Here is a 25,308-nt window from a genome sequence, read left to right as displayed (position 1 = left end):
AGTTCGGCATCGAGCCAGTTAAAAGGTATCACAACTATAAACTATAAAAGCCGCGGCGCTAAACTGCCGCGGCTTTATAGTTTTGAATAATTCCAGCTATGGAATCAGGCTATGCAGTGTGGGAGCCTTATCTTCCAGCATGGCTGTGAGCACCACATCCAGCACCAGCAGGAAAAGGCCTTGCAATACAATGGCTTGGCCCCAGCCTTTCAGCTGTTCTGTTTTTGGCGAAAAGCGGGAACGCTCCTGTAGCCATATGCCCATCATCAGGTAAGCTATATCCAGGCCAATGTTCAGGTAGAGCACCTTCTTAAACCAGTGGTGTTGGGTCAGGCTTTGGGCAAGTGTGTAGTTAGCAATATCGGTGGTCAGCAGAGAGTATAGAGCCGCCGAGGCAATAACCAGGTTTACAATGTTCCAGTAAATGTTCATCTGAAAAAAGAAACGCTTGTTGCGCGTCGCTTTCATCAGCCTGAAACTCCCGATCAGAATATTCAGCAGCGCCCATCCACCCAGCACAAACATGCCTATCCTTAATATTCCGGACTGCTGCAGGTTAAATGTTGCCAGCGCGTCGGGTTGGGCACTTGCACCGGTGGCAAGCAGCAAACACAACAGCAGGCAAAAGTACTTTTTCATACTCAAAAAGGTTGGTTGTTGTAGTTACAAACGTCTGCAATTGTATTTTAGCGTGTAGTGGGTACGCCAATACAGGAGCTTTACCTGTGCTTTTGTATGGCTACAAGGTTTATATCTATGTTCACATCCGGGTGAATGGTCTGGTTTCCCAGTGATTTGTCGGAGCGGTATATTAGGTCCCAGTCGGTGCGGTCTATGTTAAAGTTGGCGCGGGCTTTCAGCAGGCTGTCCTGCAGGGTGATTCTGGCCGGGAACCGTATGCTTTTAGTTTTATCCTTTATAGTTAAGTTGCCTGTAAGGTAGTGGGTGGCACCTTTTACGCGTAGGTCGTTATCAGGGGCGTGGATTGGTGGTTTAGCTTCGCGGGTGCTGTCGTAAGGAGCTATGCTGGTAAGTACGAAGCGGGCTCTGGGAAAGCGTTCTACATCAAAAAAATCGGCAGATCGCAGGTGTGTGGTAAGTTTCTCGTTTCCGGCCTCATCTAAATGTTTGTCGTCAGACCGGGTGGCAAGCATGTTAAACTCAATTTTACCACCGGTCAGCAACTTGTTGTGCATCGTCAGCTGGCCGTTATCAATTTTAAAGATGCCGTTGTGCCTGCCGGTAAGTTTTGCGCCTATCCAGGTTACCGTGCTTTTGGCGGTATCTATAGTATATACTTCCGTTGTAGCAACTATAGCCTGCGCTTTTACAGGTGCCCCAACTTCGGCTTTGTCGGCGTTCACGGTGGTGTCGCAGGCGGCAAGTACAAGTCCTGTAACTATAAGTGCTATATTATGACCGTACCTGCCTGACATAGTTTGATAATTTTTAAAAGCCTAAGCCAATGTATAGTTGTAGTACGTTGTTCTTCAATCCTCTGCCTATCGTTAATCCGTTATCGCCCTCGTCCAGCAGGTCGGTGAAGCCTCTGTTGTAGCGGGCACCTACTCTTATAAAACTGAACCGGGCTTCGGCACCGCCGGCCAACCCATAGTCAAAGGTATTCAGGTCGTCCAGGTTCAGCTCACGGCCATCCTGTTTGGCAGCCATCATAATGCTGATCTGCGGACCCAGGTGCAGGCTAAACCTGTCTGATATATTATATACGGCCAGCAGCGGCACTTCCAGGTAATCAAAGTGGTGTTCTACAGCCTCCATTTCAAAGCCCTTGCGCGAATAAAGGCTTTCCACCTGCAGCGAGAACGACCGGCTTAAGGCAAACTGCGCATAGACTCCTGCATGAAAATCGGTAAGTGGATCTGTATTTACGAGGTTTTTATGACCATATACGTCGGCAAAGTTAACGCCGCCTTTAATGCCAAAGCCGGAGTTTATAGCATCGGCACCGCTAAGCTCGTTGTGGTTACGCTGTATTTTTCTGGGGCCAAGCGCATCTTCCACTTCCTGTTCCTGGGCGTAACAGGTTGCCAGCGTTAAGAGCATAAAGAGTGCCGATAGTAGGTGTTTTTTCATGGTGCTGTATGGGTTAGTAGCCGGGTGAAAGCATTAAAGAATATCTCTATAAGTAGTATACTATAAACCCTATGTATAAAGTTGCAGAGGGTGCAGGTTGCCGCCCTGAACAAGACCGGTTTAGCTATGAATAGAGGGTGGGTGGCCTGATGCGGGTAAAAACTATAGTTATAAACACCATGATAAAATATTTAGTAGTTTTTATACTATAAGGTTTTGATATAGGATTTTATAATACTTTTTGAGGGGATTCCACAGCGAATGCACAAGTGTTAGTGGATAACTTTGTTGATTCAACATAGTTATCCACATTTGTGAACATCTGTAAAGGTTGATTTCAGAGGCTTTTGGCGCGCTTTGTAAAACTTATGCACCGTTACTTTATGGGCTGCTAAAAGTGTTAGTTTTTGTACTTAAAAGATGCCCTTTAAGAGCTATTATAAACCTGTGGATTAGTAATGTTGTTACCTTTGTATGATGCTTAAAATTGCCTGGTCCCGAATGTATGCGCACGCGTTGCCTGAAGGCCATCGTTTCCCGATGGCGAAGTACGACCTGCTTCCCGAGCAACTGCTGTATGAAGGCACCATAACCGACGCCAACCTTTTTGCACCAGGTCCGCTGCCTGAAAAGTTTATAGTTGATACCCACGACCCGGTGTACTGGCAACGCCTCAGGCAACTGGAGTTAACGTCTTCCGAAATCAGAAAAACGGGTTTCCCGCTATCAGAAGAACTGGTGAACCGCGAAATCGTTATTATGAACGGTACGGTGCAGGCTGCCTTGTTTGCACTGGAGTACGGCATAGGCATGAATATAGCCGGCGGTACACACCACGCCTTTACCGACCGGGGCGAAGGTTTCTGCCTGCTAAACGACATTGCCATTGCAGCCAATTACCTGCTCAACTATAAGGGTATTCACAAAGTATTAGTTGTAGACCTGGATGTGCACCAGGGTAACGGAACTGCCCAAATCTTCCGGAACGAGCCACGGGTGTTTACCTTTAGCATGCACTGCGGCCATAACTATCCGTTCCACAAGGAACATTCAGATTTAGATATACCTTTAGCGGAAGGCACCGACGACAAGGCTTACCTGACCTTACTTAACAACACCCTGCCACGCCTGCTGGATGAAGTAGAGCCGGAGTTTGTCTTTTTTCAGTCGGGAGTTGATGTGCTGGCAACAGATAAACTGGGTAAACTGGGCATGACAATAGCCGGCTGCAAAGAGCGCGACCGCCTGGTGCTGGAACTATGCAAGCGCCATAATCTGCCGGTTGCTGTAAGTATGGGTGGGGGATACTCCAAACAAATAGCGCATATTGTGGAGGCTCACGCCAATACTTTCAGACTGGCTCAGCAGATCTGGTTTTAGAACTACAGGATAATTGAAGTTTTTCTTTTGTCATGTCGAGCGTTAGGCGAGACATTTTATGCGTCTTCTACTCTATTGTCATTTCGACCATCGGAAGAAATCTATTACTAACTATAGTTATTTCTTTGTCATGTAGAGCGCAGTCGAGGCATCTTATGTTCTATAGCTAACTATAGTTGCTACTTGCCACAAGCAGTTCGTGCTATAGTTACTTTTTATCCTGGGAGCTCTACTTACCTATCGTTTTATAGTTGCTTTGGTGCGCTCACGGCCGCGGGGCCCCGTCTTCGGGCATCGCGCTGCTGCCTTCTTGCTACCCTTGCTGCGCTCGGGTTGGCTACGCCACCGCAACAAGTCAAAGGCGCTCAACCCGAAGACTGAGATCGCTCGATAGCTAATGTTCTTATAGTTTTGATAAGCTGTAGTTCTTGGCCTTTCTCGTGGTTGTAGTTTCTCGCGCCAGGCTGCGCCTGCCTGTTCGTGGTCTGAAACTATAGGATGATCTGAAACTATAGCAGTCGCAGAAATAGTCCCCTTGAGGGGACTATAGGGGTGTAAACCAGCAACTATAAAACTAAAACCCAAACTATAGCAGAAGCAGAAAATTCCCCACCTTAGACAAGGAGGGGTTAGGGGTGGTTGGACAATTTTTATTATAGAACTATAGCCTCAACTATAGAGAGAGCAGAAATTCCCCTCTTGGGAGGGGTAGGGGTGGGTTCAAAATGCTGATACATCGTCTACCTTAATACTAACCCTTAACCTTTAATGGCGTTTGCCGAGTTTGTCGTCTTCGTCAACGGTTTTCTGGCCGGGGATGATCAGGCGAAGGACCAGGTACACAATAGGGGCAAGGGCTAAAATCAGGAGTACCATCAGAATCACTTTCAGTGCCTTCACGAAAACGGAGATAAGAATGGCAGAGATAATGATGGAGATAATAAACAGGACCCAGAAGTTTATAGTTTGGCGACTCATGTGTTAGTTTGTGTTGTTTGGTCAGTTATACTCTGTTCAGCTGTTTTAAGATGTATGCAGCACCAACTGCCACCTGAATGCCCACATCCAGCGCAAACTATAGTTGGTAATTGCTGACTGGGCCAGCAGTTCCTCTAACTCTGGTCTTTTGAAAGCGCGCCATACCGATAGAGGCGCATCATGTTGCACCAGCCGGGAGCCGGAGAACAGCCTCGTAATGTACTTGATGGAATAATAAGCGAACCAGTGCCGGTGCAGGTCGTTGATAATGACAGCCAAGCGTGCCTGCCGGTATAGTTGCCGGAAAAGCTGCACCAGCTGGGCATCGGTAAAATGATGACAGAACAGGCTGCAAACTATAAGGTCGTACTGCTGGCTGGCAAATGTGCCGGAGAAAACATCGTGCTGTGCTATAGTTATGTTGCTATAGTTGCTGCAGTGGTGGCGGGCGTAGTTTACCATAAAATCATTGGCATCAATCCCGGTTAGCTGCACATTTATCCTTTTGCGCTGTGTCCAGTTGGCTATAGTCTTTAAAGTATCGCCGCCGCCGCAGCCAATATCGGCTATAGTTATAGTTTGGCCTTTATAGTTGGTAGTTAGCTTATCGAGTGCATCCAACACTACTTTATGTCCGCCCAGCCAGTTATTGATCACTTCCAGCTCCCGCAGATTCTTTCGTAATTCGTCCCCAGACAAACTCAGGTCGTCCATTAACTCGGGTTGGTTACTCCGCAGCGCCAGCATAGTGTACTTTTAACAGCATCGATTCCAGCGTAAGGCCCGGGCCAAAAGCAAAACTCAGCACTGGCTCATCTTTATCGGTGGTGGTCAGGTTATCCATCAGCGCCTTTAATACAAACAGCACCGTTGCCGACGACATGTTGCCAAACTCGCGGAGCACCTGGTAAGCATAGCGGTTGTCGTTGCGGGTCATGCCCAGTTCCTGCTCTATTACCTCCAAAATGCGCCGCCCTCCAGGGTGAATCGCGTATAATTTTATCTCGGATAAAGTAGTTTTCAGGCCTTGCAGCAGGCGTTCGGTCAGTTGTTTTATGCCGGATTTTATAAGGTCGGGCACGTACGAGGAAAGCGTCATTTCGAATCCAGTATCGCCGATGTGCCAGGCCATGTCGCGCTTGCCGGCAGGAGCCAGATCACAGTGGAAAGATTGCAGCTCCAGGCTCATTTCGCTGCACGGGCGGCCCTGCATCAGTACGGCAGCTGCGCCATCACCAAACAAAGCATTCGATACCAGGTGGTCTTCTTTCGGGTTATTCTGGAAATGGATGGTGCAGATCTCAGTACAAACCAGCAACACATTAGCCGCAGCATCGGCTTTACAAATCGCATCGGCCAGTTTAATGGCATTAAAAGCAGCATAGCAACCCATAAAATTTACGGCAGTGCGCTGCACGGTTGGTGCCAGTTGCAGTCGCTCTACCAGCTCAATGTCCAGCCCCGGAGCATACATGCCGGTACAGCTCACAGTTATCAGGTGCGAAATATCAGTAAGTTTTATAGCTGGCGTCTGGGTCAGGCAATTAAGTGCCGCCTGCTCTGACAGGTCTACTGCATGCTGTTTGTACACATCCATGCGCTGCTGCACCGTCGGGAAGGGCTCGAGACCGGGCGTGTTCGGGTAAAAAGTAAACTCTCCGTTCCGGCGGGTATAATCCTGCAGCACACTATAGCGCTGCCCAATGCCCGATACACGGTAAAGTGCTTTTAGCTTTCGGGAGTCCTGCTCATCAAACTGCAGAGCGCTGGCCATGAACTCTGCCACTTCCATCTGCGGTATTTTGTGCGGTGGATTGGCCGTGCCTATCGAGCAGATGTAGCTTTTCATATGTTGTGTGGAGTTTGATGCCTGGCGACCTGTATATGCTGATCGCTAATCTAATAGAACGAAGTACGTCTCTGCTTACGCAGCCGGGTACGGATTAGATTTACTTTGCGTACTGAGTGAAAATCTTTGTGTGTCTCGCATTTCAGAAAATACAAGGACCTGCAGGAGAGGCGTAAAGCAACTATAGTTTAAAAGGGCTGGCCGTGGGTTTGGCGCATCAGCATTTGCACCAGAGCGGGCAAGTGTTTCAGTGTCTTAACGGTAACTTCGGAGAGCAGCGGGTGCCCGAATAAATGTTGTACTGTACGACCCAGTTGCAGGCGGCTGGCAAACTGCTTTTTCCAGGTCCGGCTATAGTTTGCCTCGAGTTGCTGCCTGCTATAGTTGTTCCGGAAATATAGTGTAGTATGGGTTGCAGCCAGCTTTCCGGCGTGTATGGCCATGGCCATGCCATTCCCACACAAAGGGGCTATCATGCCGGCTGCATCGCCACACATCAACATATGGTTCTCAATACAGGTTTTAGTAGCAAAAGATATTTCATTGATCACTTCCGGCTGGGCATACAAAAACTCCGCTTCATTAAATATCCGGCGCAGGTGCGGGTTCTGGTGTAGTACAGCCTGCTCCATAGCAGGTATGGTACCGTGTTGTTTCAGGTTTTGGCGGGTAGTGAGGTAGCAGAAACAATACGTATCGCCTTCCACTGCCGAAATACCGGCATAGCCATCTTTAAAATTATGGAGTGCAATCAGGTCTTTCGGCTGGTTATAGTTCAGATGGTATTTTACCCCGATATAAGGCGAGCGCTTTGCAAAAAAAATACGGTTAAGCTGCCGGTCCAGGTTGGTACGTTTACCATATGCTCCCAGTACAATTTCAGCGTATAATTGCTCGCCGTTATTTAGCTGAAGCATAAACTGTTCCTGCTCAAATGTAACGTATTGCACAGTAGTGCCTTCCTTAAACTCTACGCCCTTTGCTTTTGCCAGTTGGTACAGGTAATGGTCCAGGGAAAACCTGCTGATACCGAATCCGCCCAGGTCTAGTTTTGTCTCTAAAAAATTGCCCAATGGGGACGAAAGCATAAAACGGTTGATGCGCGCCGGTTTCAGCTGCTCTAAGTCTACACCCAACTGCTGCAGGTAGGGCAGAACCTCATTCGAAACGTACTCGCCACACACCCTGTGGAAGGGGTAAGTTTTCTTTTCGATAACGAGCGCTTGTATGCCCTGATCAGCCAAAGATAAGGCAGCGGTAAGGCCCGCCAGCCCGCCACCAACTATAATTACCGGCCAAGTGCTATTATTCGATTTATGCAAATTGTTAGTAGCTAAAATTTGGTGAACGCCCTCATTTTAAAGGGTATAATGCAATAACTATTTAAAAGCTTGCTCGTTTTAATAAATGGAACGACTTTTGTAATTCCAATAGATAAAAGGATCTGATTAACTGATTTATATGAAGCAATTTATACTTACGATTTTACTTTCACTTTCGATGCTGGCATTGCAGGCGCAGGAACAGAAGCCAGGACAGCAAGCGGAGAAAGCGAAACCACTTACTGTAAATCAAGACGAAAAGGATTTCACTATATACCCGAACCCAAGTAACGGTGTTTTTACAGTTTCGCTGGCTAATACCGATGCCAAGCGTGCTGAACTGCGCATTATGAACGTGATCGGAAACGAGATTTACCGCGAAGTACTTACCCGTGACAGTGCACAGCTTTCAGCAACTATAGACCTGAGCCGCTACTCCAAAGCAAAAGGCTTGTACTATGTAAAACTGGAAACAGATAATTTTAGTGTGGTGCGGCGTATCATTGTTCGGTAGAGACATATCAGGATAACGCATAAAGCGGCAGTTCTTTTAAGAGCTGCCGCTTTTTTTATGTTCTCTTAACATGTAAAGTATCTTGTTTCTGTATTTTTACGCTGTAACCAACTATTTATCTTCTCATGCTTACTTCTGCAAATTTGCTGCTGCGCGTATTACCGCTGCTTTTTATAGTTGCCGCCTGCCAGCAACCTGCTACCAAAACAGTCCAGGAACCTGTTGATACAATTGCGTTTGGCTCGTGCAACCGCCAGGATCTGCCACAGGTTATATGGCCGGCTATTAACCAGAACAACCCCGATGTGTGGGTGTGGCTGGGCGATAATATGTATGGCGACTCAGACGATATGGCTGTACTGAAGCAGAAATACGATATAGTGCTGCAGGAACCTGGCTACCAGCAACTGATGGCAAAAGCAAAAATTACCGGCACCTGGGACGACCACGACTATGGCCTGAACGATGGCGGTAAAGAGTTTGCAATGCGCGAGCAGAGCCAGCAACTTTTCTGGGATTTTATAGGCGAGCCTGCTGACAGCCCGCGCCGTAAGCAACAGGGTGTTTATAGTTCGCACACGTATGGTCCGGAAGGCAAGCAGGTAAAGCTGATCCTTTTAGACAGTCGTTATAATCGCGATTCGTTGCTGCGGATAAACCGGGTGTACCAGATAAACCAGACCGGCGACGTGCTGGGCGAAGAACAATGGAAATGGCTGGAAAATGAGCTGCGTAACAGCAAAGCCCAGGTTCACATTATAGGCAATGGCATACAAGTGCTGCCCGAAGATCATGCTTTTGAGAAGTGGGCGAATTTTCCGGCCTCCCGCAAGCGGTTTTTAGATCTGGTTGCAGCTACCCAGGCCCCAGGCGTTATACTGCTTACCGGCGACCGACACATTGCTGAAATCTCTAAAATGGAGCTGCCTGGCCTGAACTACCCGCTTTACGAGGTTACCAGCAGTGGCATGACCCATGTATACAGCGGCGCCAACTCAGAGCCTAACCGGCACCGCGTTGGCGACCTTGTAAACAAACTGAACTTTGGTGTACTGCAGTTTAACTGGGGTGAGCAGGTGCGTGTAGAGATGCAGATAAAAGGCGTGGACAACGAAATCTATTTGTCGGAGAGTGTTGTGTACTAGTGTTTTATAGTTCTATAGTTGGCATGTGCTCAGTTAGCTGAAAAGTTTGGCCGCTTTTTTGTAATAGGTTGGTCAGCGGGTTAAACCATTGTGGTAACGCCCAGTCAAATAATCAACTATAAAACAGAAATACCATGAAGACTAACCTCCTTAAAAAAGCTTTTGTATTAGGTTTAGGTTTGTTCCTGAGCGTAGGCGCTATGGCACAACAAGGCCAGCACGATAAAGCCCGCAAGCAACTGACGCCAGCAGAGCGCCAGGAGAAAATGCTGGAGAACTATAAGAAGAACCTGGACCTGAGCGATGCCCAGACACAGAAACTGAAGGCCATTAACCAGAAACACGTACAGGAAATGCAGGCTTTGCGTAATGACCAGAACCTGACCCGCGATGCAAAGAAAGAAAAGATGAAAGCCCTGCAAGCCAGCCGCGAAGCCGAAGTTACCGCTATCCTGAACGCTGACCAGAAGCAAAAGTATGCTACCTGGAAAGCTGAGAAAGCAGAGCGCAAGCAAAAGATGCGTATGAAGCATGAAGGCAAGCGCGGGCAGCGTCCACTGAAGCAAGGCAAATAAGCCGCTTTAGCTGAGCAGTAGCTTATAAGATTAGTTTGTAAAAAAAGCCTTTCCGGATGCACCGGAAAGGCTTTTGTATTTATAGTTGCTCTGGTATAATAGCCTTGGAAATATAGCCGGTATAGTTCTCTTTGTTACGGTAAATGCGCGCCTTAAAGAACATCACATTGCTGGTGTCAAGCAGTTGTATGAGCTGGGCCGTGTCAAAATGCATCAGCGATACACTTTCAAAATCAGGCTCACTGTACAGGCTTCCACCGATCAGAGGTTTTGCCGTTGCCAGCACATCTGCAGGCAGGGCATAGGTACCGCCTTCATGCGCAGCTATAGTTTCAGGTTCGGGTTTGCTGTTGTCGGAGCTGCAGGCAATGCAGGCTATAGTTGCCATAATGCCTAGCAGGTAGATCAGTTTCTGCATCTCAGGGCTTATTAAAAAGTATGTCGCCTTCTGAGGTGGTACGCTATAGTCCTGTTTCGGGTTAATTTACGCCAGGTTCCCTTTTTTCAGTTCAGCCAGTATCTCATAAGAGCGTAGTCTCGCAGCGTGGTCGTAAATGTTTGATGTTACCATAATCTCATCTACCTGCGTGCTGTCCAGGAACTGCTGCAACTCTGATTTTATAGTTGCCGGGCTGCCAATAAAACTATAGAGCAACATTTGCTGCACCGCATACATCTCCGACATATCCCACTTGTCATCCATACTATCTACAGGCGGTTTCATTTTGTTAGCCGTGCCCCGTATCACATTCAGGAAAGACATGTACAGGGAAGTGGCCAGATGACGGGCCTCCTCATCGGTGTCGGCGGCAATTACGTTTATGCCGGCCATGGCATAAGGCTTTTTCAGTGTTTCGGATGGCTGGAAACTATCGCGGTATACTTTTAAGGCCGTGTGCAGCAGCGTAGGGGCAAAATGACTGGCAAAGGAAAATGGTAAGCCCAGCAGGCCAGCCAGTTGTGCACTGAAAGTGCTGGAGCCAAGCAGCCAGATAGGTATGTTCAAGCCTTCGCCGGGTACAGCTCTTACGCGCTGACCGGGTGTGGCGGGTGCCAGGTAGCTGCGCAGTTCTTCTACGTTGGCCGGGAAATCTTCGCCGGCGCTGTGCAGGTCGCGGCGCAGGGCCATGGCTGTTACCTGGTCTGTGCCTGGTGCGCGGCCGAGGCCCAGGTCAATACGGCCGGGGTAAAGTGTTTCCAGGGTGCCAAATTGCTCGGCCACTACCAGCGGTGCATGGTTAGGCAGCATAATGCCGCCGGAGCCTACACGTATCGTTTTGGTGCCGCCAGCAATGTGCCCGATAAGGATAGAGGTAGCCGAACTGGCAATGCCCGCCATGTTGTGGTGTTCTGCCAGCCAGTACCGGGTGAAGCCCCATTTTTCTGCATGCTGTGCCAGGTCTGTGCTGTTCTTAAACGAGTCGGCAGCTGTTTTGCCCTCCAGAATGGGCACCAGGTCCAGTATCGAAATTGCTGTATCGGAGAGTTGTTTTTTATCGCTCATCTTTAAAATAACTATAGCTAGTGTAATGTATACTTGCTGTATGAACTATAGATACAAGTGCAAGTAGTTATTAACAGAAGAGCATACAGATGGTTTACAGAAACCCAAAATCACGTTGCTGTAACTATAAACTATAGCATTAAACCGAAAGGGAGATCAGAATTAGCAACTCCGAAAAATATAAGTGATGTTATGCTACAAGGTGAGCCAAGCCATGGCCTTGTCTTTATCTGAAAAGATTTTGAGCTCATAGGTAAGTTTCAGAGATTTCTTGATCAGATGAAAGTTTTCTTCTGCTCGGCCTTCCACTTCTGTATCTGCAGATTGTAGCCTGGCTAATTTCTGCAGCCTTGTATTTGCTAAGCCTGAGGCCATATAAACCGAAACATCAGTGCTTTCTTCTGGCTTTATAGATACTATAGTTTCTCTCGAGTCCAGCAACACTTTTTTTACATCGTAGCTGATAACTGTTTCTAGCAGTGTGTCGATGCTATGTCTGATCTCCGGAAGCAGATAACCAAAGAGGTCTGGATATTTTACATCTAGGATATCTGTAGCCGGATTATATTCCAGCTTCATAATGCTGTTCTCTAATAGGATCATAGGCAATGTTATGTATCTACAGGTTGCAGCCTTACCTCAAAAGATACAGCAAGGGGTTTGGTGACTTAATTGCAATCTAATATAAGAAAAAACTAATTGCTGTACATGTTATAGTTCCATTTTTTCGTGAGCCCAATAGAATCCGGTCAGTTGCCCATCCTGTGGGTTAAAGCAGGCAGGTAGATGTAAAGCAAACTATAGGTATCGGGAGGATTCTGCTATTAATTAGTCTTTTGATGGAGCTGCATTTTGTTCCTTCTCCCGGAACTCCCTAACGTAATTGGATTCAATATGAACGCCCTTCTTCTTTTTAGGATAAAAGGTCATGAATAGTGCAAGACCAGTCCATCCCCATAAAAACATCGCAAATGATGCCATAGGGTTGCTTCCTCCATAGGTCTCAAAAAACGTGAAAAAACACGCTAAGGCCCCAATAACCAGTGAACTGGCAAGTCCCAGTATCTGAGTCAGGATATTTCTCTCTTTCCAGGCCAGAATGGGGAAAAATACACCTGCCAGAAGCGAGCACCCCAAAATATAAAAGAGAGAATCCAGGCCTTTTAATGCTCCATCCAGCAGAATAAGGGTGTTCACCATAGGTTGATTAGTGAAGGTTAGCTAAGGTATTAGCGCGAGAAGTTAAAAACATAATTACATAATCAGCCACTCATGCAGGCCATCCCGGTCGGTAAAATGACCGAAAAGTTAGTGCTCAATTAACTATAGTTCGAAAGACGAGGACATCTCACGAAAAGCAGGAAAAGGCTTAATGTAAATAGATGAAAACTATGCCGCAATAGATTGAAGCTGGGTATCTGGCTCTAATGCAACAGTAACAGGGACATGCTGTGCTGCTCTGCGGGCTCTTCTTCGGCGGTACTGATTTTTGAGGCGTTTGTACTTGATGTCCCAGCGTTCAGGGTAAGTAAACGATAGCTCAACAACTACTTCAAGGATGAATAAAAGGTAATGCATGGTAAGTTTATTCTCAGGTAAAGTGCGGCGGTGTTAATGTATTATGCTGCAATTTATATATTTATCTTTAAATATTAAAAGAATAGAGGCCAGATTGGTATCTAATTTATATCTAATAAAACAAAAAGCCGCTATACATCACGTATAGCGGCTTTTTTGTGGCCCCGACAGGAATCGAACCTGTATCAAAAGTTTAGGAAACTTCTATTCTATCCATTGAACTACGAGGCCTGTAGTTGTAGTTCTCCGGCAAATTTAAGTATTTAAACCTACAAACCAATCTGCGCCGTTGCAGTCGGTGTGTCAGAAAAATAAGCTACAGATATACCAAAAGCGATTACCGTTAATACCAGCCCTAACATGAAAATGGTATAAGAAATGCGTAGGATCTTGTACTTGCGTTTCAGCACTTCGCCCAGGTAATAAATATCAGTTATCATGTTGTTGTACAGCGATTTCTTGTCGCGCATAATGTTATGCATCCCATGCTGAAAATCTTCTAAAGGAATGTTGGTGAAGTTTCCGAAGAAGAGCAGGTTTACTTTGCGGGAGTTGATCTTATTCTTCTTAAAAGAAAAGCTCGTGACCTCCGGCTGTGCTGATATAATGGCAAAAATAACAGAACCAAGCGCAGTAAGCAGCAGCGTGCCAACAGGTATAAGCAGGGCGCGGTGCTGGGCAAACTCAGTTCCGGTAGTAGAGGTTTTGGCACTCAGGTAGGTAATCACAACCGACAGGATAATGGCATTCAGGCTGATCATCATGTTGGCCTTGTTATCTGCAATGGCGCTCAGGTTAAGGTGCGTGCGGTACGTGTTCCGGAACATAGTTTCAATGCCCCGTTTGGGTTGCGCCAGCGTCTCGTGGTGGTGCTTATCCTGCTTTTTCTTTTTCTTGATCTCCTTATGCAGGCGGTTGCGTTGCTCTTGTATGTTCAGGCCTAGTTGCCCGGCATATTTGCGCTGCGCCTGGTATGTATAAAAGGTGGTTGACAGCAGAAAGTCCATCTGGAACTGCGCCCATTCCCTGTCTGAAAAGGACTTATCCTTATAGATCTCCCATTCTACGCGCAGCAGCTCAGCCGTGCTGAAAAAAGATTCCTTCCCGATATTCGACATGTCCGCATCTACAAGCAACTCCTGCAGCATAGTAGTAGGCTCTACAGTATGGCGGGTAGCATGTATGCACTCGGCTATGCGCTCTATACGATCCTGGGGGTGGTTGTGCTGCTCCAGCCATTCGCGGGCAAAGTGTATACTTTCGTCTTCGTGGCCATCGTAGGTATTTACATAGCCGGTATCATGAAACCAGGCAGCCAGCAAAAGGTCTTCCAACTCGTCGGAGGGTAATTGCTGCATTTCGCCCAGTTCGCGGGCTTCGTTTACTGTTTCAATGGTATGGCGGTAGTTATGGTATACAAGCTTTCTGGAGAGCTGACTCTTGAAAAGCTTAAAAACATACTCACCAGCTTGTTTTACGAGTGTATTGTGTTCCATCTTCTTGTATCTGTGCGGCAGCCTGTCGTAAGTGGCGGGTAGTACTCTTTATATAAGGGTAATGGCGCCTGCACTCTGCGTTACGCGATTAGGCTGTTTTGGTTAAGTGCAATCGGGCTATAATTGTACTATATACCTATAACTAAATAAACTGGATACACGTTAATTCAGGTCAGCCTGGTAACAGGTTGGCACACCACTGCCTGCCACCAGCCTGTATGCTGAACCTGCCATACAGTTTTTCTTACCAAACTATGAGAAAGAACTACATTCCACGGCGCTTTACCACCCTCGGGGCTGGCATAGTGCTGTTTATAGTTACACTTACATCCTGTGCCCTTCCCCATGTATACTATGGTCCGCAGGCCGCTAACTGGCAACAGGCCAAACCCTCGCCCGGTAAACTGCAGTACACCGTTTTCCTGATTGGTGATGTGGGTGCACCGGACCTTGTAAACGGTGAGCCATCGTTAAAGCTGATGCGCCAGCAGATGATGGAAGCCGGTATAAACAGCACCACTATTTTTCTGGGAGATAACGTGTACCATAACGGCTTGCCTGAACCGGGAGCCTACGACCGCGAAGTTTCTGAAAAGCGCCTGAATGCCCAGTTAGACATTCTGAAAGGCTACCCCGGCGAAAAGTACATGATACCTGGTAACCACGACTGGAACCATAGTGGCCGCGGTGGACTGGAAGCTGTTATGCGGGAGCAGCGCCACGTAAACGCCTACCTGACCGAAGAAAACATTGTAACCGGCGGGGATTTTTATGTACCCGGCGACGGTTGCCCCGGTCCTTACGAGGTTAAGATATTCGACGACATCGTACTGATCGCGCTGGACACGGAGTGGTGGCTGCATCCATTCGACAGGCCGTATGGCGACAACAGTAACTGCGGCGCTGCTACCGAAGAAGAACTGCTTATTCAGCTGGAAGATATAATTGAGAAGAACAGCGGCAACAACATAGTTATAGTTGGGCACCATCCGCTCAAGAGTCGGGGGGTGCATGGCGGCTTTTTCACCTTAAGAGATCACATCTTCCCATTTACCCTGCTCCGCGACTGGCTGTATATTCCGCTGCCGGTTATTGGCTCTATTTACCCCTTTGCGCGCAAGTATGGGGGTATTCTGCAGGATATTCCGCACCCGCGTTACCAGGCGCTTATAGAAGGCCTCTACAACATCTTTGATAAGTACGACAACATTATTTATGCTGCCGGCCACGAGCATGCCTTAGAGTATTTTAAGCACAACAATGCCGGGCTTATAGTTAGCGGTTCCGGTTGCAAAATACAGGACATAAAAGGTGGTGGCGATGCACACTATGCCCATAAGATTAAAGGTTTTGCCAAAGTCTTGTACTATGATAACGGGGAAGTATGGACGGAGTTCTGGGCACCTGAAGGAGATGGTTCTACAGGCAAAATCACTTTCCGGACGCCGGTTTATTCCAAAGAACCGCGCAAAGAGCTTCCGCCGGTGCAGGACGATACCAACTATGCCGACAGCACACTAACTATAGCAGCCAACCCCAACTATGGCGCAGGCAAACTTAAGCGCTTCCTGCTCGGCGACCATTACCGCCAGGAGTGGGCCACGCCGGTTACAGTGCCGTTACTGGACCTGAAGAACGAACTAGGTGGGCTGCGGCCTTACCAGAAAGGCGGCGGCAGGCAAACCACCTCGCTCAAAGTGCGCAATCCAGATGCCCGTGAATATACGCTACGCAGCGTAAACAAAGACCCAACCATGGTGCTGCCTGCTTACCTGCGGGAAACCGTTGCCCGCGATCTGCTGCAGGATCAGATATCAGCGCAGCACCCGTATGGCGCACTTGTGGTACCTAAACTGGCCGACGCTGCCGGGGTGTTACATACCAACCCTAAGCTGGTATATATTCCACAAACGCCCTACCTGCGGCAGTACATGGATGAGTACAGCAACATGCTCGCCATTTTGGAGGAAGATGCTGACGAGAACCACGAAGATGTGGCTAGCCTGGGCAATGCCGAGAACCTGGTGGGCACCGATAAGCTGCTGGGAGAATTGGAAGAAGACAATGATAATGAGGTTGACCAGCAGGCTTTTGCACGTGCACGCTTACTGGATATGCTCATAGGTGACTGGGACCGCCACGAAGGACAATGGCGCTGGGCCGAAAAGAAAAAAGACCCGAAACCCGGCGACCTGTACATACCGGTACCCGAAGACCGCGACCAGGCCTTTTTTAAAGCAGATGGCGTATTGCCGTGGCTGGCTACCCGCAAATGGGGCATCCGGAATATCCAGAACTTCGGGTATGACTATGGCGATATCATTGGCCTGAACCTGAGCGCACAATCCGTAGACAGGCGTTTCCTGACCAGTGTATCGCGGCAGGACTGGCTTCGAATTGCCGACGACATTAAAAATAACCTAACCGATGCTGCTATTGAAGAAGCTGTTCGGGATCTGCCGGAAAGCATTTACCCGATTTCCGGGGAAGAGATTATTGCCAAATTAAAAGCCCGCCGCAATAAACTGCCGCAGGTAGCTGAGCAATACTATGAGCACCTGGCCAAATTTGTGGATGTAGTAGGCTCCGATAAGCACGAGCGGTTTATAGTTAACCGTAAGTCAGATAACGAAACCGATGTTACCGTTTATAAAATAACGAGAGAAGGCGAGCTGCGCGATACACTTTACAAGCGCACGTTCTATACATCCGAAACAAAAGAGATACGCTTGTTTGGGTTGGCTGGCCAAGATGAGTTTATCGTGAACGGCGATGTTGGCAAAGGCATACTGGTGCGCATTATTGGCGGCGACGAGCGAGACAGCATTGCTGATAACTCACGTGTGAGCGGGCTTAAGCGCTATACTATAGTTTATGACGAGACAGAAGGAAATGCTTTTGCCTTTGGCCCGGAAACGAAGGATAAAACAGCACCTTATGCTGATGTGAACATGTTTGACCGCAACACCTACCAGTTGCCTTATATTGGTCCGCGGTTTTCGTTTGAGTATAACGTAGACGATGGCTTGTTTGTAGGCGCAGGCTTGTTAGCCCGTACCCATAAGTTCAGGAAAAGCCCTTATGCTACAGAACAGTTGCTGGAAGCCAATTATGCCTTTTTAACAAAATCATATAACATCCATTATGCCGGTGATTTTAGGCAGGTAATGGGAAGCTGGCATTTATTGCTGGACGGAAAAGTAGAAGGACCGCAATACCAGCGTAATTACTATGGCTTGGGCAACTATACTGAAAAGGCACCCGAAAAGGATGAGGCATACTATAGGGTGCGGTATGAGCGGCAGCGGGCAAGTGCCATGCTGTATAAAGATGCAACATCCTTTTTCAGAATCGGGGTTGGGCCTACATACGATCGCTTTAAAATAACCCAGCCAAAACGCGAAAGCTTTATAGTTGACCAGGCGCTTGCAGGCAACCTGGAGCCCGGTACTTTTGACCCGGAAGAGGGAAGGTTTAAGGCGCAGCATTATATAGGTGTAGAGGCATTTGCCAATATGGATGTGCTGGGTGGCGGAACAAGTGCTAACCCAAGAATAGGTCTGCGCTGGTACAACAACATCAGCTACAATTACCAGTTAGGCGAAGAGAATCTGAAGTATACTCGCCTTAGCTCCGAGTTTACATTTTACATAACGCCGCATTTCCCGTTTCAGCTTACCTGGGCCGGGCGTGTGGGGGCGGCACATAATATAGGCGATTACGGGTTTTACCAGGCCAATACACTGGGTGGCACCGACAACCTGCGTGGCTACCGGCGTACCCGTTATTCGGGGCGTACTGCGCTTTATGGTAATGCCGAGGCGCGTATCCATATTTCGGAATTTAACCTGTACCTGGCCCCTGGCAGGTTTGGTGTGCTGGGGCATTACGACGCCGGCCGTGTGTACGGCAACGATAACCGCTCCGAGAACTTCTTCAGGAGCCTGCACAGCGGTTATGGAGCCGGTATTTGGGTCGATTTTCTGAACCGCTCGGTGTTTACGCTGACGCATTCGTTCAGTAAGGAAGACAAGCTATGGATGCTCAACTTCGGACACCACTTCTAATTATTACACCTAAACCATCAACTGCCGTATGATGAACATGCAGTAGTTGATGTGCTGTATGCCAACTTATACTACTAAACTATGAAATTTAAAAAGCTACTATTTATAGGGGCTGTAACTATACTTTGCACACCTTTTGCACAGGCTCAGCACCCCGAAACAGAAACTGTAGAAGAATTTGCCAGCCCCTCGGTTCGCAACACAGGTAAAAGCCGGGGAATTGTATTAAGCTACGAGCGTCTTCCGCAGTTTAATATAGATTCAAAATCCAGAGACCCACGGATTGATAGTGGCAGCGGCCGCGTGAAGCGCAACAACAAGTTTGATGCAAGGGTATATGCCCCACTAGTCAACAAACCACAAACCAAGGTTATTTTTGGGCTGGAGTACGGCCTGGAAGAGTTTAACTTCGGTGAGGTAACGCCTTCTGACTACGCCCTGTACCGCTACCTGGAAGATAAGAACCTGCACAGCCTGGGTGCCCAGCTCGCCTACCTTCGTTCTATAGACAATCGCCGTTTTTACTTGTTGCGCATAAAAGGCGACCTGAATGGCGACTGGGAGAAAGACGGTGCCAGCAATAACCTGATTGACTACCTGAAATCTACTTTTGAGGCAGGGTATGGCTGGAAGAAATCGCCGGACTATGTGATCGGGGTTGGTTTCCAGATCGGTTATACGTTCGGACGCCGTAGCATTTATCCTGCCATTATCTACAACCGCACCTTCAACGACAACTGGGGTGTGGAATCGATCTTTCCGGCCAATGCACGCCTGCGCTATAACGTGAACGAAAAAACGCTGCTCTACACAGGATATAAAATTGATGGAGCAAGCTACAACCTTTTTGTAGATGAAGGTCCGCTTTCTAAGTTCAAAGAGATAGAGCTTCGCCGTACCGATTTCAAAGGTTTTCTGCGGCTGGAACGTGAGATCTATGATTTTCTGTGGTTCTCGCTGGAGGGTGGATTCAGACAATACTATCGCAACCGTGTTTTCGATGAAATTGGCTCTCGCGACGAAATTCTGCGAAATGACCTGGCTGGTGCCGGCTACGTCCGCTTCGAACTATATGCCGTCCCTCCCAGAAAGTTTATGGAAAAACAGAAACGCGGAGGCTGATCTGAATGGGAGAACTAGCTAAGAAACTATAGAACTATAACTTCAACTATAGCAAAGGCAGAAAAGTCCCCCTTTGAAGGGGGTGGGGGATGACCTGCGGTAACTATTGAACAATAATCGAAGCTATAGCAGTAATAGAAAATTTCCCGCCTTAGACAAGGAGGGACTAGGGGTGGTTGGACAACCGCAGCTATAGAACTATAGCCAGCACTGTTACAATTGCCTGTCCCTTTCAGGCCAGTTGAGTTACAAAATCAACCCTATAGTTCAATACGGTTTACAAGCCCGCGCCAGCAATTTTGCAGCAACTATAAACTATAGCTACTCTGGCTTCTGACGTTTATCCGTGAAAGGCTGGTTATGTGTGGTAAGTTGTACCGGCTCGCCGCGGAAACCGCTGTTCTCGTTATGGTTATCGTAAGGTACTTTAATGCCGTGGTAATAATCCTGTAGCTGATAATCCTTGCGGAGCGGATGGCCTTCCCAGTCGGCAGCGCACAGAATACGGCGCATATCCGGGTGGTTGGTAAAGTAAATGCCCAGCAGATCAAATACCTCGCGTTCTTGCCAGTCAGCGGTGAGCCAGATGTGGCTTACAGTTGGGACAGATGGAATTGACTCGCCTTCAATATTGCGTGGCACCTGCACTTTCAGCATCAGATGGTGGTCGTAAGGAATAGAGTAAAGATGGTAAACAACTTCCATAGTGCCGCTTGCGGAGCCATTATCAATTCCGGTAAGGCAGGACAGGAAATCGAAATAGGTTTGCGGGTTGTCGTGCAGCTCCAGGCACACGTCGGGCAGGCGTTCGGTTTGCAGCACCAGGTAAGGTTGCAGGTTATCCGCCTTTTCGGAAACTATAATATCAGCCCCAAACCTGGCAACTATAAAATCCCTTAATTCCGCAAACGTCATTTTTAATTATGAATTAGAAATTATGAATTATGAATGGGAAGCAGGCTCTTCTATAGCTTTATCAGCATCGGCTACTGGCTGATTTAATTGCTGCGCACGACTTGCCATTATTTGTTGCACCGCACGGGGCTCCCGTATTGTCTCTTTCCTGATGATCTCCTGTAGCTTCAGGAAACCGCCGATCAGGGCCTCCGGGCGTGGCGGGCAACCAGGCACATACACATCCACTGGTATAATTCTGTCCACTCCTTTTACCACATGGTAACCATGCTCCCAGTAAGGGCCACCACAATTAGAGCAACTCCCCATCGATATAACATAACGCGGCTCGGGCATTTGCTCGTAAAGGCGGCGCACGCGGTCGGCCATTTTAAAGGTAACCGTACCGGCAACAATCATTACATCAGACTGCCTCGGCGATGCACGCGGAATAATACCAAAGCGGTCCAGGTCGTAGCCTGAAGCATAAGCACCCATCATTTCGATGGCGCAGCAAGCCAGGCCAAACCCCATTGGGAACAGCGATGTAAGCCGCGCCCAGTTCAGGAGATCGTCCAGTTTGGTGATTACAATGCCGCCTTCTCCGGTTTTATCCACTTGCTAATTATAAATTATGAATGACTCCAGGAAACTATAGTTCGCTTGCCTGTTGTCCTTCGTTGTACGTTTTAATTTTATACTTCCGCTCATTTACCTGCTGGTATAGTTCTGCTGGTATTTTAGAACGGCTCTTAGGGATAATGGGTGCAGGTTTGATCCAATCTAAGTGACCTTTGGCCCAGGCATAAGCCAGCCCCAGCACCAGTACGCCTATAAAGATGAACATCTCGATCAGTGAGAACCAGCCCCAGACACCATCAGTAGCTTCAATCAGGTCTTTGCGGCCAAACACCGTAGCCCACGGGAATAGAAAAGCCAGCTCTACATCAAAAATGATGAAGATGAGTGCTACTACATAAAACCGCGGATTAAACTGTACCCAAGAGTTTCCGATCGGTTCTTCACCAGACTCATAAGTAGTCAACTTCTCCGCGTTTGGTCGGTTAGGCCGGATTAGTTTGGCTGCAAATAAACCTATTACCACAAAAATAGCTCCTCCTACCAGAAAAAGTAGGATTGTTCCGAAGTCTGAAGTATAGGTTTCTGCCATAGTTAGCTGCTGTTCAGGCAAATTTACAACAAAAATGTGGGAATGTGTGCCTGTGCTTAACAAGGCCTGTAATGCTCCGAAGTGCCAGTGCCTTTAATTATGTCTAAGAAGAAAAATTGCACCAGATTTTGAAGTTGCACTCAGGCAGGATATAGTAGCTTGTTAAATATGGTATGTTTGTAATATTTTTTTTGACACAAGTGCATGATGTGTTATATAAAGAAATGTATATATAAATTGCCTTAAAATGGTAATAAATACATATATAATAAATGTATTATATATGTACGTATGATTTTTCTAATTTATCACAACATAATAGAAGATTTTAAGTAAACGAAATTGTTCAATATGTATAGTTGCATCTATATATATTCTACTCTTGAAATATCTTACTTCAGAATCTTAATATGAATAGATTTCTACTGCTTATTTGTTGCATTTGGTTTGTCGGCATTACCCTTAGCCACGGACAAACTGCAGATGTACTGGGAAGCGCAGGTAGTTATGCAGTGCTTGCCACCACCCAGATAAATAATAACGGAGCCTCCGGCATTACAGGAAATGTGGGTGTTAGCCCCGGCGGACTTATATACGGAGAGTCGTGGTTGGTTGTAAAAAACGGCAAGATCGAGAAGAATACATCGTCGTCGGCAGCTGCTCGCGAAGATGCGCTTGCTGCTTTTAATACGCTAGGTGCGCGTACACCCACAAAACCACTCAACGGCGACCTGGGTAGCACCATTCTTCCGCTTAGCCCGGGCACTTACAAAATAGATGGCGATGCCAGTTTTAAAGGCGTACTTACCCTGACCGGTAACGCCGATGTTAACTCCGTTTTCGTGTTTATAGTTGAAGGCGACCTGCTGACCGATGCTCCGGCGGCGGGTGTTCTGGCAATGAACGGTGCGCAGCCACGCAACATTTACTGGGTTGTAAAAGGCAAAGTAGTGCTGGGTGGTTCAACCGGTTTCCAGGGAACAATACTGGCGCAGGGCGATATTACGCTGGGCCCAGGTGTGGTTGTGATCGGGCGTGTGCAGTCGGTAGGTGGTGAGGTAAACCTGAACTATAACAACATCTTTCTGCCAAACGTGGTGGTTACCGACCTGAAAGTAACCAAAAAAGCAGGCGAAGGCACCTATACACTTGGCTCGGAAGTAACCTATACTATTACGGCAACCAACAACGGACCTGGTACGGCAACCGACGTAATTGTACGGGAAAATGTGCCGGCCGGATTGGAGTTTGTGCGTGTAGAGAGTCGCTCTAAAGGCACTTATGACTCAGACACACATACCTGGGACGTAGGTACCCTGGAAAATGGCCAGACGGCTACCCTTACACTGGTATTTAAAGTTACAGCCACCGGCGAACTCCGCAACAATGTTACGATAATTGGCCGCGACCCGGACCCGAACCCGGGCGACAATACCGGCGAAGACCCGATAGATGTGCCGGAGCCATCTGCTGACCTTAGCGTAAGCAAAACAGCAAGCCCGGGACCGCACAAAATAGGCGACATCATTACCTATGCGATAGTTGCTACCAACAAAGGCCCTTATGCAGCTACCAATGTAGAGGTTACAGAGCAACTGCCAGCCGGCCTGGAATACAAAGGCCACACTATAACCAAAGGCACATTCGACCCTGCAACAGGCAAATATAAAGTAGGTGACCTGGCAAACGGCGAGACCGCCACCCTGGTAGTAGAGGCCCGCATTGTATCTGCAGGCCCTATCAAAAACATAGCGGTTATTACCAGCCCGGATCTGCCAGACCCTGAGCCCGGCGATAACGATGATGAAGAACCGATTGATGTGGTTTGCGATGATCCGAAACTGGCTTTTGGTGGAAACACGCCGGTTTGCGCTAACCAGGAACTAACCTTGACTATAACTGAAGTAATAGGTGGCACTTATGCCTATACACTGCCGGCAGGCTTTACGGAAGTAGCGCGCACAGCCACTACTATAACCCTGAGAGCAGGCAATGCAAGTGGTGAGATCACTGTAAAAGTGGTAGACCAGTGCGGTGAAGAATACACAACTTCTGCAACTATAATCGTAACGCCTGCGCTAGCTAAACCAACTATAGCCGGGACAACTACAGCCTGCGCAAATGCAAAAGGCCTGACCTATAATATAGCTAATGTGGCAGAGGGCGCGACCTATGAGTGGATCGTGACCGGAGATGTAATTATAGTTTCAACTACGGCAACTACGGCAACTATAAATGCAGGTGCCAACGGCGGAACGATTGCTGTAAAAGCCAGCAACGGCTGCTTCGATAGCACTTCTGATCCCGTAACTATAGCCATCACCAAGGCGCCAGCTCAGCCGACGTTTATAACATCAGCATCAGAAGTTTGCGCCGGCAGTTCCACCACGTTTGAAGTTGCTGAAGTAACAGGCGCAACAGGCTACACCTGGACGCTGCCACAAGGCTGGACGATTACGGCAGGTGAAGGCTCGCGTAAGGTAACTATAAAAGCAGGCACAACTGCAGGTAACATATCAGTAACTGCTGATAACGGTTGTGGTAACAGCGCAGCAGCAACTATAGCAGTTTCGGTAAATGCAGTACCTGCACTGCCAACTATAGCAGGCACTATCACAGGCTGCATTGGCTCAACTATAACCTATAGTATAGCTGAAGTTGCAGGCGCTACCAACTATAACTGGACAGTTCCGCAAGGCTGGAGAATTGTTTCTGGTGAGAACACACATACTATAGAAGTAGAGGTAGGCGAGAAGGCAGGTAACGTAACTGTAAGCGTAACCAACGGTTGCGGCGATAGTGAAGCAGCAACTATAGCGGTAGCACCAGTTGTGCTGCCAGTTAACCTGACCATTACAGGCCCTGCCACAACTTGTGCCGGAAGCTTCGATAATGTGTACACTGTAACAGCCGTGGAGAATGCTACTTACACCTGGACATTACCACAAGACTGGACAATTGTGAGCGGCGAAGGTACCAACAGCATAACGGTAACAGCTGGCACTGCCGGCGGCCAGGTGAGCGTAACGGTAACTACGCCTTGCCACGAAACCAGAACGGTAGCTTATAACACCACGATTACTACACCACCAGCATCGGCAGGTATAATTTCAGATAACAGTACACACTGCGATGGACTTGCCTTTAGCATTGCAGAAGTGCCGGGCGCAACAGGCTATAACTGGGTGGTACCTGCGGGTTGCACTATCATCTCTGGTCAGGGCACTACAAGCATCAAAGTAAGGGCAGATAATCCGAGCGTGAAAGGGGACATTAAAGTGGTAGCCATTACAGGAGGCTGCGCTAGTCCGGAGTCGGTGCTGGCCCTGGATATGAGCAAGGTAAGCGGCAACCTGAACTTCCCGAAAGCATTCAGCCCGAACGGGGACGGCAAAAACGACACCTGGCACATCGGGCAGCTGGAGCAGTATACCAGCAACGAAGTAACCATCTTCAACCGCTGGGGCACCGAAGTTTACAGGAAGAAAAACTACCAGAACGACTGGACCGGAAATGGTCTGGAACAGGGTACTTACTTCTATAAAGCGCAAGTAAAACTGTGCGACGGCAGAGAGCAGGTGTTTACAGGCTATGTAACCATCTTCCGCTAAGCACCAGG

At 47.9% G+C, this 25,308-nt stretch carries 23 protein-coding genes and 1 tRNA gene; 7 read left to right on the top strand and 17 right to left on the bottom strand.

Annotation, left to right across the window (positions count from 1 at the left end):
* Positions 1-96: 96 nt before the first annotated feature.
* From GXP69_RS18510 to GXP69_RS18500, 3 genes are all read right to left on the bottom strand, one after another.
* Positions 97-639, bottom strand: a complete 543-nt coding sequence (locus tag GXP69_RS18510) for a DUF6992 family protein (protein WP_235925831.1) — start codon at positions 637-639, stop codon at positions 97-99.
* An 80-nt stretch (positions 640-719) separates the two neighbouring features.
* Positions 720-1,436 (bottom strand): YceI family protein, encoded by a 717-nt coding sequence (locus tag GXP69_RS18505; RefSeq protein ID WP_163917048.1) that lies wholly within the window; start codon positions 1,434-1,436, stop codon positions 720-722.
* Positions 1,437-1,449: 13 nt separating this feature from the next.
* Positions 1,450-2,094: a porin family protein gene (locus GXP69_RS18500; RefSeq protein ID WP_163917046.1), complete on the bottom strand. Its 645-nt coding sequence runs from the start codon at positions 2,092-2,094 to the stop codon at positions 1,450-1,452.
* Positions 2,095-2,571: 477 nt separating this feature from the next.
* Between GXP69_RS18500 and GXP69_RS18495 the strand changes: the two genes are divergently transcribed.
* Positions 2,572-3,474, top strand: coding sequence for a histone deacetylase family protein (locus GXP69_RS18495; RefSeq protein WP_163917070.1), 903 nt, complete (start codon positions 2,572-2,574; stop codon positions 3,472-3,474).
* A 765-nt stretch (positions 3,475-4,239) separates the two neighbouring features.
* Here GXP69_RS18495 and GXP69_RS18490 read toward each other — a convergent pair.
* The 4 genes from GXP69_RS18490 to GXP69_RS18475 all read right to left on the bottom strand — a co-directional run bounded on the left by GXP69_RS18490 (position 4,240) and on the right by GXP69_RS18475 (position 7,623).
* Positions 4,240-4,452: a hypothetical protein gene (locus tag GXP69_RS18490; RefSeq protein ID WP_163917044.1), complete on the bottom strand. Its 213-nt coding sequence runs from the start codon at positions 4,450-4,452 to the stop codon at positions 4,240-4,242.
* A gap of 45 nt (positions 4,453-4,497) precedes the next feature.
* The gene (locus tag GXP69_RS18485) at positions 4,498-5,199 is read right to left on the bottom strand and encodes a methyltransferase domain-containing protein (protein ID WP_235925829.1); all 702 of its coding nucleotides are present in this window, start codon (positions 5,197-5,199) and stop codon (positions 4,498-4,500) included.
* The gene (locus GXP69_RS18480) at positions 5,180-6,301 is read right to left on the bottom strand and encodes a type III polyketide synthase (protein WP_163917043.1); all 1,122 of its coding nucleotides are present in this window, start codon (positions 6,299-6,301) and stop codon (positions 5,180-5,182) included. The genes GXP69_RS18485 and GXP69_RS18480 overlap by 20 nt, the downstream gene beginning before the upstream one ends.
* Positions 6,302-6,489: 188 nt before the next feature.
* A complete protein-coding gene (locus GXP69_RS18475; protein ID WP_163917041.1) occupies positions 6,490-7,623 on the bottom strand; it encodes an NAD(P)/FAD-dependent oxidoreductase in 1,134 nt (377 codons plus the stop codon).
* Positions 7,624-7,762: 139 nt separating this feature from the next.
* Between GXP69_RS18475 and GXP69_RS18470 the strand changes: the two genes are divergently transcribed.
* From GXP69_RS18470 to GXP69_RS18460, 3 genes are all read left to right on the top strand, one after another.
* Entirely contained in the window at positions 7,763-8,137 is a 375-nt protein-coding gene (locus tag GXP69_RS18470) for a T9SS type A sorting domain-containing protein (protein ID WP_163917039.1), read from the top strand.
* 125 nt (positions 8,138-8,262) lie between these two features.
* On the top strand, positions 8,263-9,282 hold the full coding sequence (locus tag GXP69_RS18465) for an alkaline phosphatase D family protein (protein ID WP_163917038.1): 1,020 nt from the start codon (positions 8,263-8,265) through the stop codon (positions 9,280-9,282).
* A 134-nt stretch (positions 9,283-9,416) separates the two neighbouring features.
* Positions 9,417-9,857: a hypothetical protein gene (locus GXP69_RS18460; RefSeq protein WP_163917036.1), complete on the top strand. Its 441-nt coding sequence runs from the start codon at positions 9,417-9,419 to the stop codon at positions 9,855-9,857.
* Positions 9,858-9,936: 79 nt separating this feature from the next.
* Here GXP69_RS18460 and GXP69_RS18455 read toward each other — a convergent pair whose 3' ends face one another.
* The 7 genes from GXP69_RS18455 to GXP69_RS18425 form a co-directional block, all read right to left on the bottom strand.
* Positions 9,937-10,275, bottom strand: a complete 339-nt coding sequence (locus GXP69_RS18455) for a hypothetical protein (protein ID WP_235925827.1) — start codon at positions 10,273-10,275, stop codon at positions 9,937-9,939.
* 66 nt (positions 10,276-10,341) lie between these two features.
* The gene (locus GXP69_RS18450; RefSeq protein WP_163917034.1) at positions 10,342-11,361 is read right to left on the bottom strand and encodes an LLM class flavin-dependent oxidoreductase; all 1,020 of its coding nucleotides are present in this window, start codon (positions 11,359-11,361) and stop codon (positions 10,342-10,344) included.
* Between the two features lie 195 nt (positions 11,362-11,556).
* Positions 11,557-11,964 (bottom strand): hypothetical protein, encoded by a 408-nt coding sequence (locus GXP69_RS18445; RefSeq protein ID WP_163917032.1) that lies wholly within the window; start codon positions 11,962-11,964, stop codon positions 11,557-11,559.
* Between the two features lie 225 nt (positions 11,965-12,189).
* Positions 12,190-12,561 carry a hypothetical protein gene (locus GXP69_RS18440; protein ID WP_163917031.1) on the bottom strand — a complete coding sequence of 124 codons (372 nt, stop codon included), beginning with the start codon at positions 12,559-12,561 and terminating at the stop codon, positions 12,190-12,192.
* A gap of 189 nt (positions 12,562-12,750) precedes the next feature.
* Complete coding sequence (locus GXP69_RS18435; RefSeq protein ID WP_163917029.1) at positions 12,751-12,939, bottom strand: hypothetical protein; 189 nt, start codon at positions 12,937-12,939, stop codon at positions 12,751-12,753.
* Between the two features lie 159 nt (positions 12,940-13,098).
* A tRNA-Arg gene (locus GXP69_RS18430) sits at positions 13,099-13,170 on the bottom strand.
* A 38-nt stretch (positions 13,171-13,208) separates the two neighbouring features.
* Positions 13,209-14,435, bottom strand: a complete 1,227-nt coding sequence (locus GXP69_RS18425; RefSeq protein ID WP_163917027.1) for a Pycsar system effector family protein — start codon at positions 14,433-14,435, stop codon at positions 13,209-13,211.
* A gap of 254 nt (positions 14,436-14,689) precedes the next feature.
* On the opposite strand from GXP69_RS18425, the gene GXP69_RS18420 reads away from it, so the two are divergent.
* Positions 14,690-18,502, top strand: a complete 3,813-nt coding sequence (locus GXP69_RS18420; protein ID WP_163917025.1) for a BamA/TamA family outer membrane protein — start codon at positions 14,690-14,692, stop codon at positions 18,500-18,502.
* An 81-nt stretch (positions 18,503-18,583) separates the two neighbouring features.
* On the top strand, positions 18,584-19,624 hold the full coding sequence (locus GXP69_RS18415; RefSeq protein ID WP_163917023.1) for a DUF6268 family outer membrane beta-barrel protein: 1,041 nt from the start codon (positions 18,584-18,586) through the stop codon (positions 19,622-19,624).
* 321 nt (positions 19,625-19,945) lie between these two features.
* Here GXP69_RS18415 and GXP69_RS18410 read toward each other — a convergent pair whose 3' ends face one another.
* Genes GXP69_RS18410 through GXP69_RS18400 form a run of 3 tightly spaced genes read right to left on the bottom strand, consistent with a single transcriptional unit; the run spans position 19,946 to position 21,689 of the window.
* The gene (locus tag GXP69_RS18410) at positions 19,946-20,539 is read right to left on the bottom strand and encodes an NADH-quinone oxidoreductase subunit C (protein ID WP_163917021.1); all 594 of its coding nucleotides are present in this window, start codon (positions 20,537-20,539) and stop codon (positions 19,946-19,948) included.
* A gap of 27 nt (positions 20,540-20,566) precedes the next feature.
* Positions 20,567-21,136 carry an NADH-quinone oxidoreductase subunit NuoB gene (gene nuoB / locus GXP69_RS18405; protein WP_163917020.1) on the bottom strand — a complete coding sequence of 190 codons (570 nt, stop codon included), beginning with the start codon at positions 21,134-21,136 and terminating at the stop codon, positions 20,567-20,569.
* Between the two features lie 34 nt (positions 21,137-21,170).
* Positions 21,171-21,689 carry an NADH-quinone oxidoreductase subunit A gene (locus GXP69_RS18400; protein ID WP_163917018.1) on the bottom strand — a complete coding sequence of 173 codons (519 nt, stop codon included), beginning with the start codon at positions 21,687-21,689 and terminating at the stop codon, positions 21,171-21,173.
* A 410-nt stretch (positions 21,690-22,099) separates the two neighbouring features.
* On the opposite strand from GXP69_RS18400, the gene GXP69_RS18395 reads away from it, so the two are divergent.
* A complete protein-coding gene (locus GXP69_RS18395; protein WP_163917016.1) occupies positions 22,100-25,300 on the top strand; it encodes an ice-binding family protein in 3,201 nt (1,066 codons plus the stop codon).
* The last annotated feature ends 8 nt before the right edge of the window (positions 25,301-25,308 follow it).

It is taken from the genome of Pontibacter burrus, from assembly GCF_010686685.1.
GTDB lineage: Bacteria > Bacteroidota > Bacteroidia > Cytophagales > Hymenobacteraceae > Pontibacter > Pontibacter burrus.
Note: the sequence above shows the minus strand (reverse complement) of the source record. Positions and strands in the feature narration are given on the sequence as shown.

Bases quoted from the DNA above. Each gene is read 5' to 3' on its own strand.
- GXP69_RS18470 (WP_163917039.1), top strand. From the start codon at position 7,763: ATGAAGCAATTTATACTTACGATTTTACTTTCACTTTCGATGCTGGCA.
- GXP69_RS18465 (WP_163917038.1), top strand. From the start codon at position 8,263: ATGCTTACTTCTGCAAATTTGCTGCTGCGCGTATTACCGCTGCTTTTT.
- GXP69_RS18455 (WP_235925827.1), bottom strand. From the start codon at position 10,275: ATGCAGAAACTGATCTACCTGCTAGGCATTATGGCAACTATAGCCTGC.
- GXP69_RS18425 (WP_163917027.1), bottom strand. From the start codon at position 14,435: ATGGAACACAATACACTCGTAAAACAAGCTGGTGAGTATGTTTTTAAG.
- GXP69_RS18495 (WP_163917070.1), top strand. From the start codon at position 2,572: ATGCTTAAAATTGCCTGGTCCCGAATGTATGCGCACGCGTTGCCTGAA.
- GXP69_RS18485 (WP_235925829.1), bottom strand. From the start codon at position 5,199: ATGCTGGCGCTGCGGAGTAACCAACCCGAGTTAATGGACGACCTGAGT.
- GXP69_RS18410 (WP_163917021.1), bottom strand. From the start codon at position 20,539: ATGACGTTTGCGGAATTAAGGGATTTTATAGTTGCCAGGTTTGGGGCT.
- GXP69_RS18490 (WP_163917044.1), bottom strand. From the start codon at position 4,452: ATGAGTCGCCAAACTATAAACTTCTGGGTCCTGTTTATTATCTCCATC.
- GXP69_RS18415 (WP_163917023.1), top strand. From the start codon at position 18,584: ATGAAATTTAAAAAGCTACTATTTATAGGGGCTGTAACTATACTTTGC.
- GXP69_RS18395 (WP_163917016.1), top strand. From the start codon at position 22,100: ATGAATAGATTTCTACTGCTTATTTGTTGCATTTGGTTTGTCGGCATT.
- GXP69_RS18510 (WP_235925831.1), bottom strand. From the start codon at position 639: ATGAAAAAGTACTTTTGCCTGCTGTTGTGTTTGCTGCTTGCCACCGGT.
- GXP69_RS18400 (WP_163917018.1), bottom strand. From the start codon at position 21,689: ATGGCAGAAACCTATACTTCAGACTTCGGAACAATCCTACTTTTTCTG.
- GXP69_RS18420 (WP_163917025.1), top strand. From the start codon at position 14,690: ATGAGAAAGAACTACATTCCACGGCGCTTTACCACCCTCGGGGCTGGC.
- GXP69_RS18480 (WP_163917043.1), bottom strand. From the start codon at position 6,301: ATGAAAAGCTACATCTGCTCGATAGGCACGGCCAATCCACCGCACAAA.
- GXP69_RS18435 (WP_163917029.1), bottom strand. From the start codon at position 12,939: ATGCATTACCTTTTATTCATCCTTGAAGTAGTTGTTGAGCTATCGTTT.
- GXP69_RS18440 (WP_163917031.1), bottom strand. From the start codon at position 12,561: ATGGTGAACACCCTTATTCTGCTGGATGGAGCATTAAAAGGCCTGGAT.
- GXP69_RS18505 (WP_163917048.1), bottom strand. From the start codon at position 1,436: ATGTCAGGCAGGTACGGTCATAATATAGCACTTATAGTTACAGGACTT.
- GXP69_RS18445 (WP_163917032.1), bottom strand. From the start codon at position 11,964: ATGATCCTATTAGAGAACAGCATTATGAAGCTGGAATATAATCCGGCT.
- GXP69_RS18450 (WP_163917034.1), bottom strand. From the start codon at position 11,361: ATGAGCGATAAAAAACAACTCTCCGATACAGCAATTTCGATACTGGAC.
- GXP69_RS18500 (WP_163917046.1), bottom strand. From the start codon at position 2,094: ATGAAAAAACACCTACTATCGGCACTCTTTATGCTCTTAACGCTGGCA.
- GXP69_RS18460 (WP_163917036.1), top strand. From the start codon at position 9,417: ATGAAGACTAACCTCCTTAAAAAAGCTTTTGTATTAGGTTTAGGTTTG.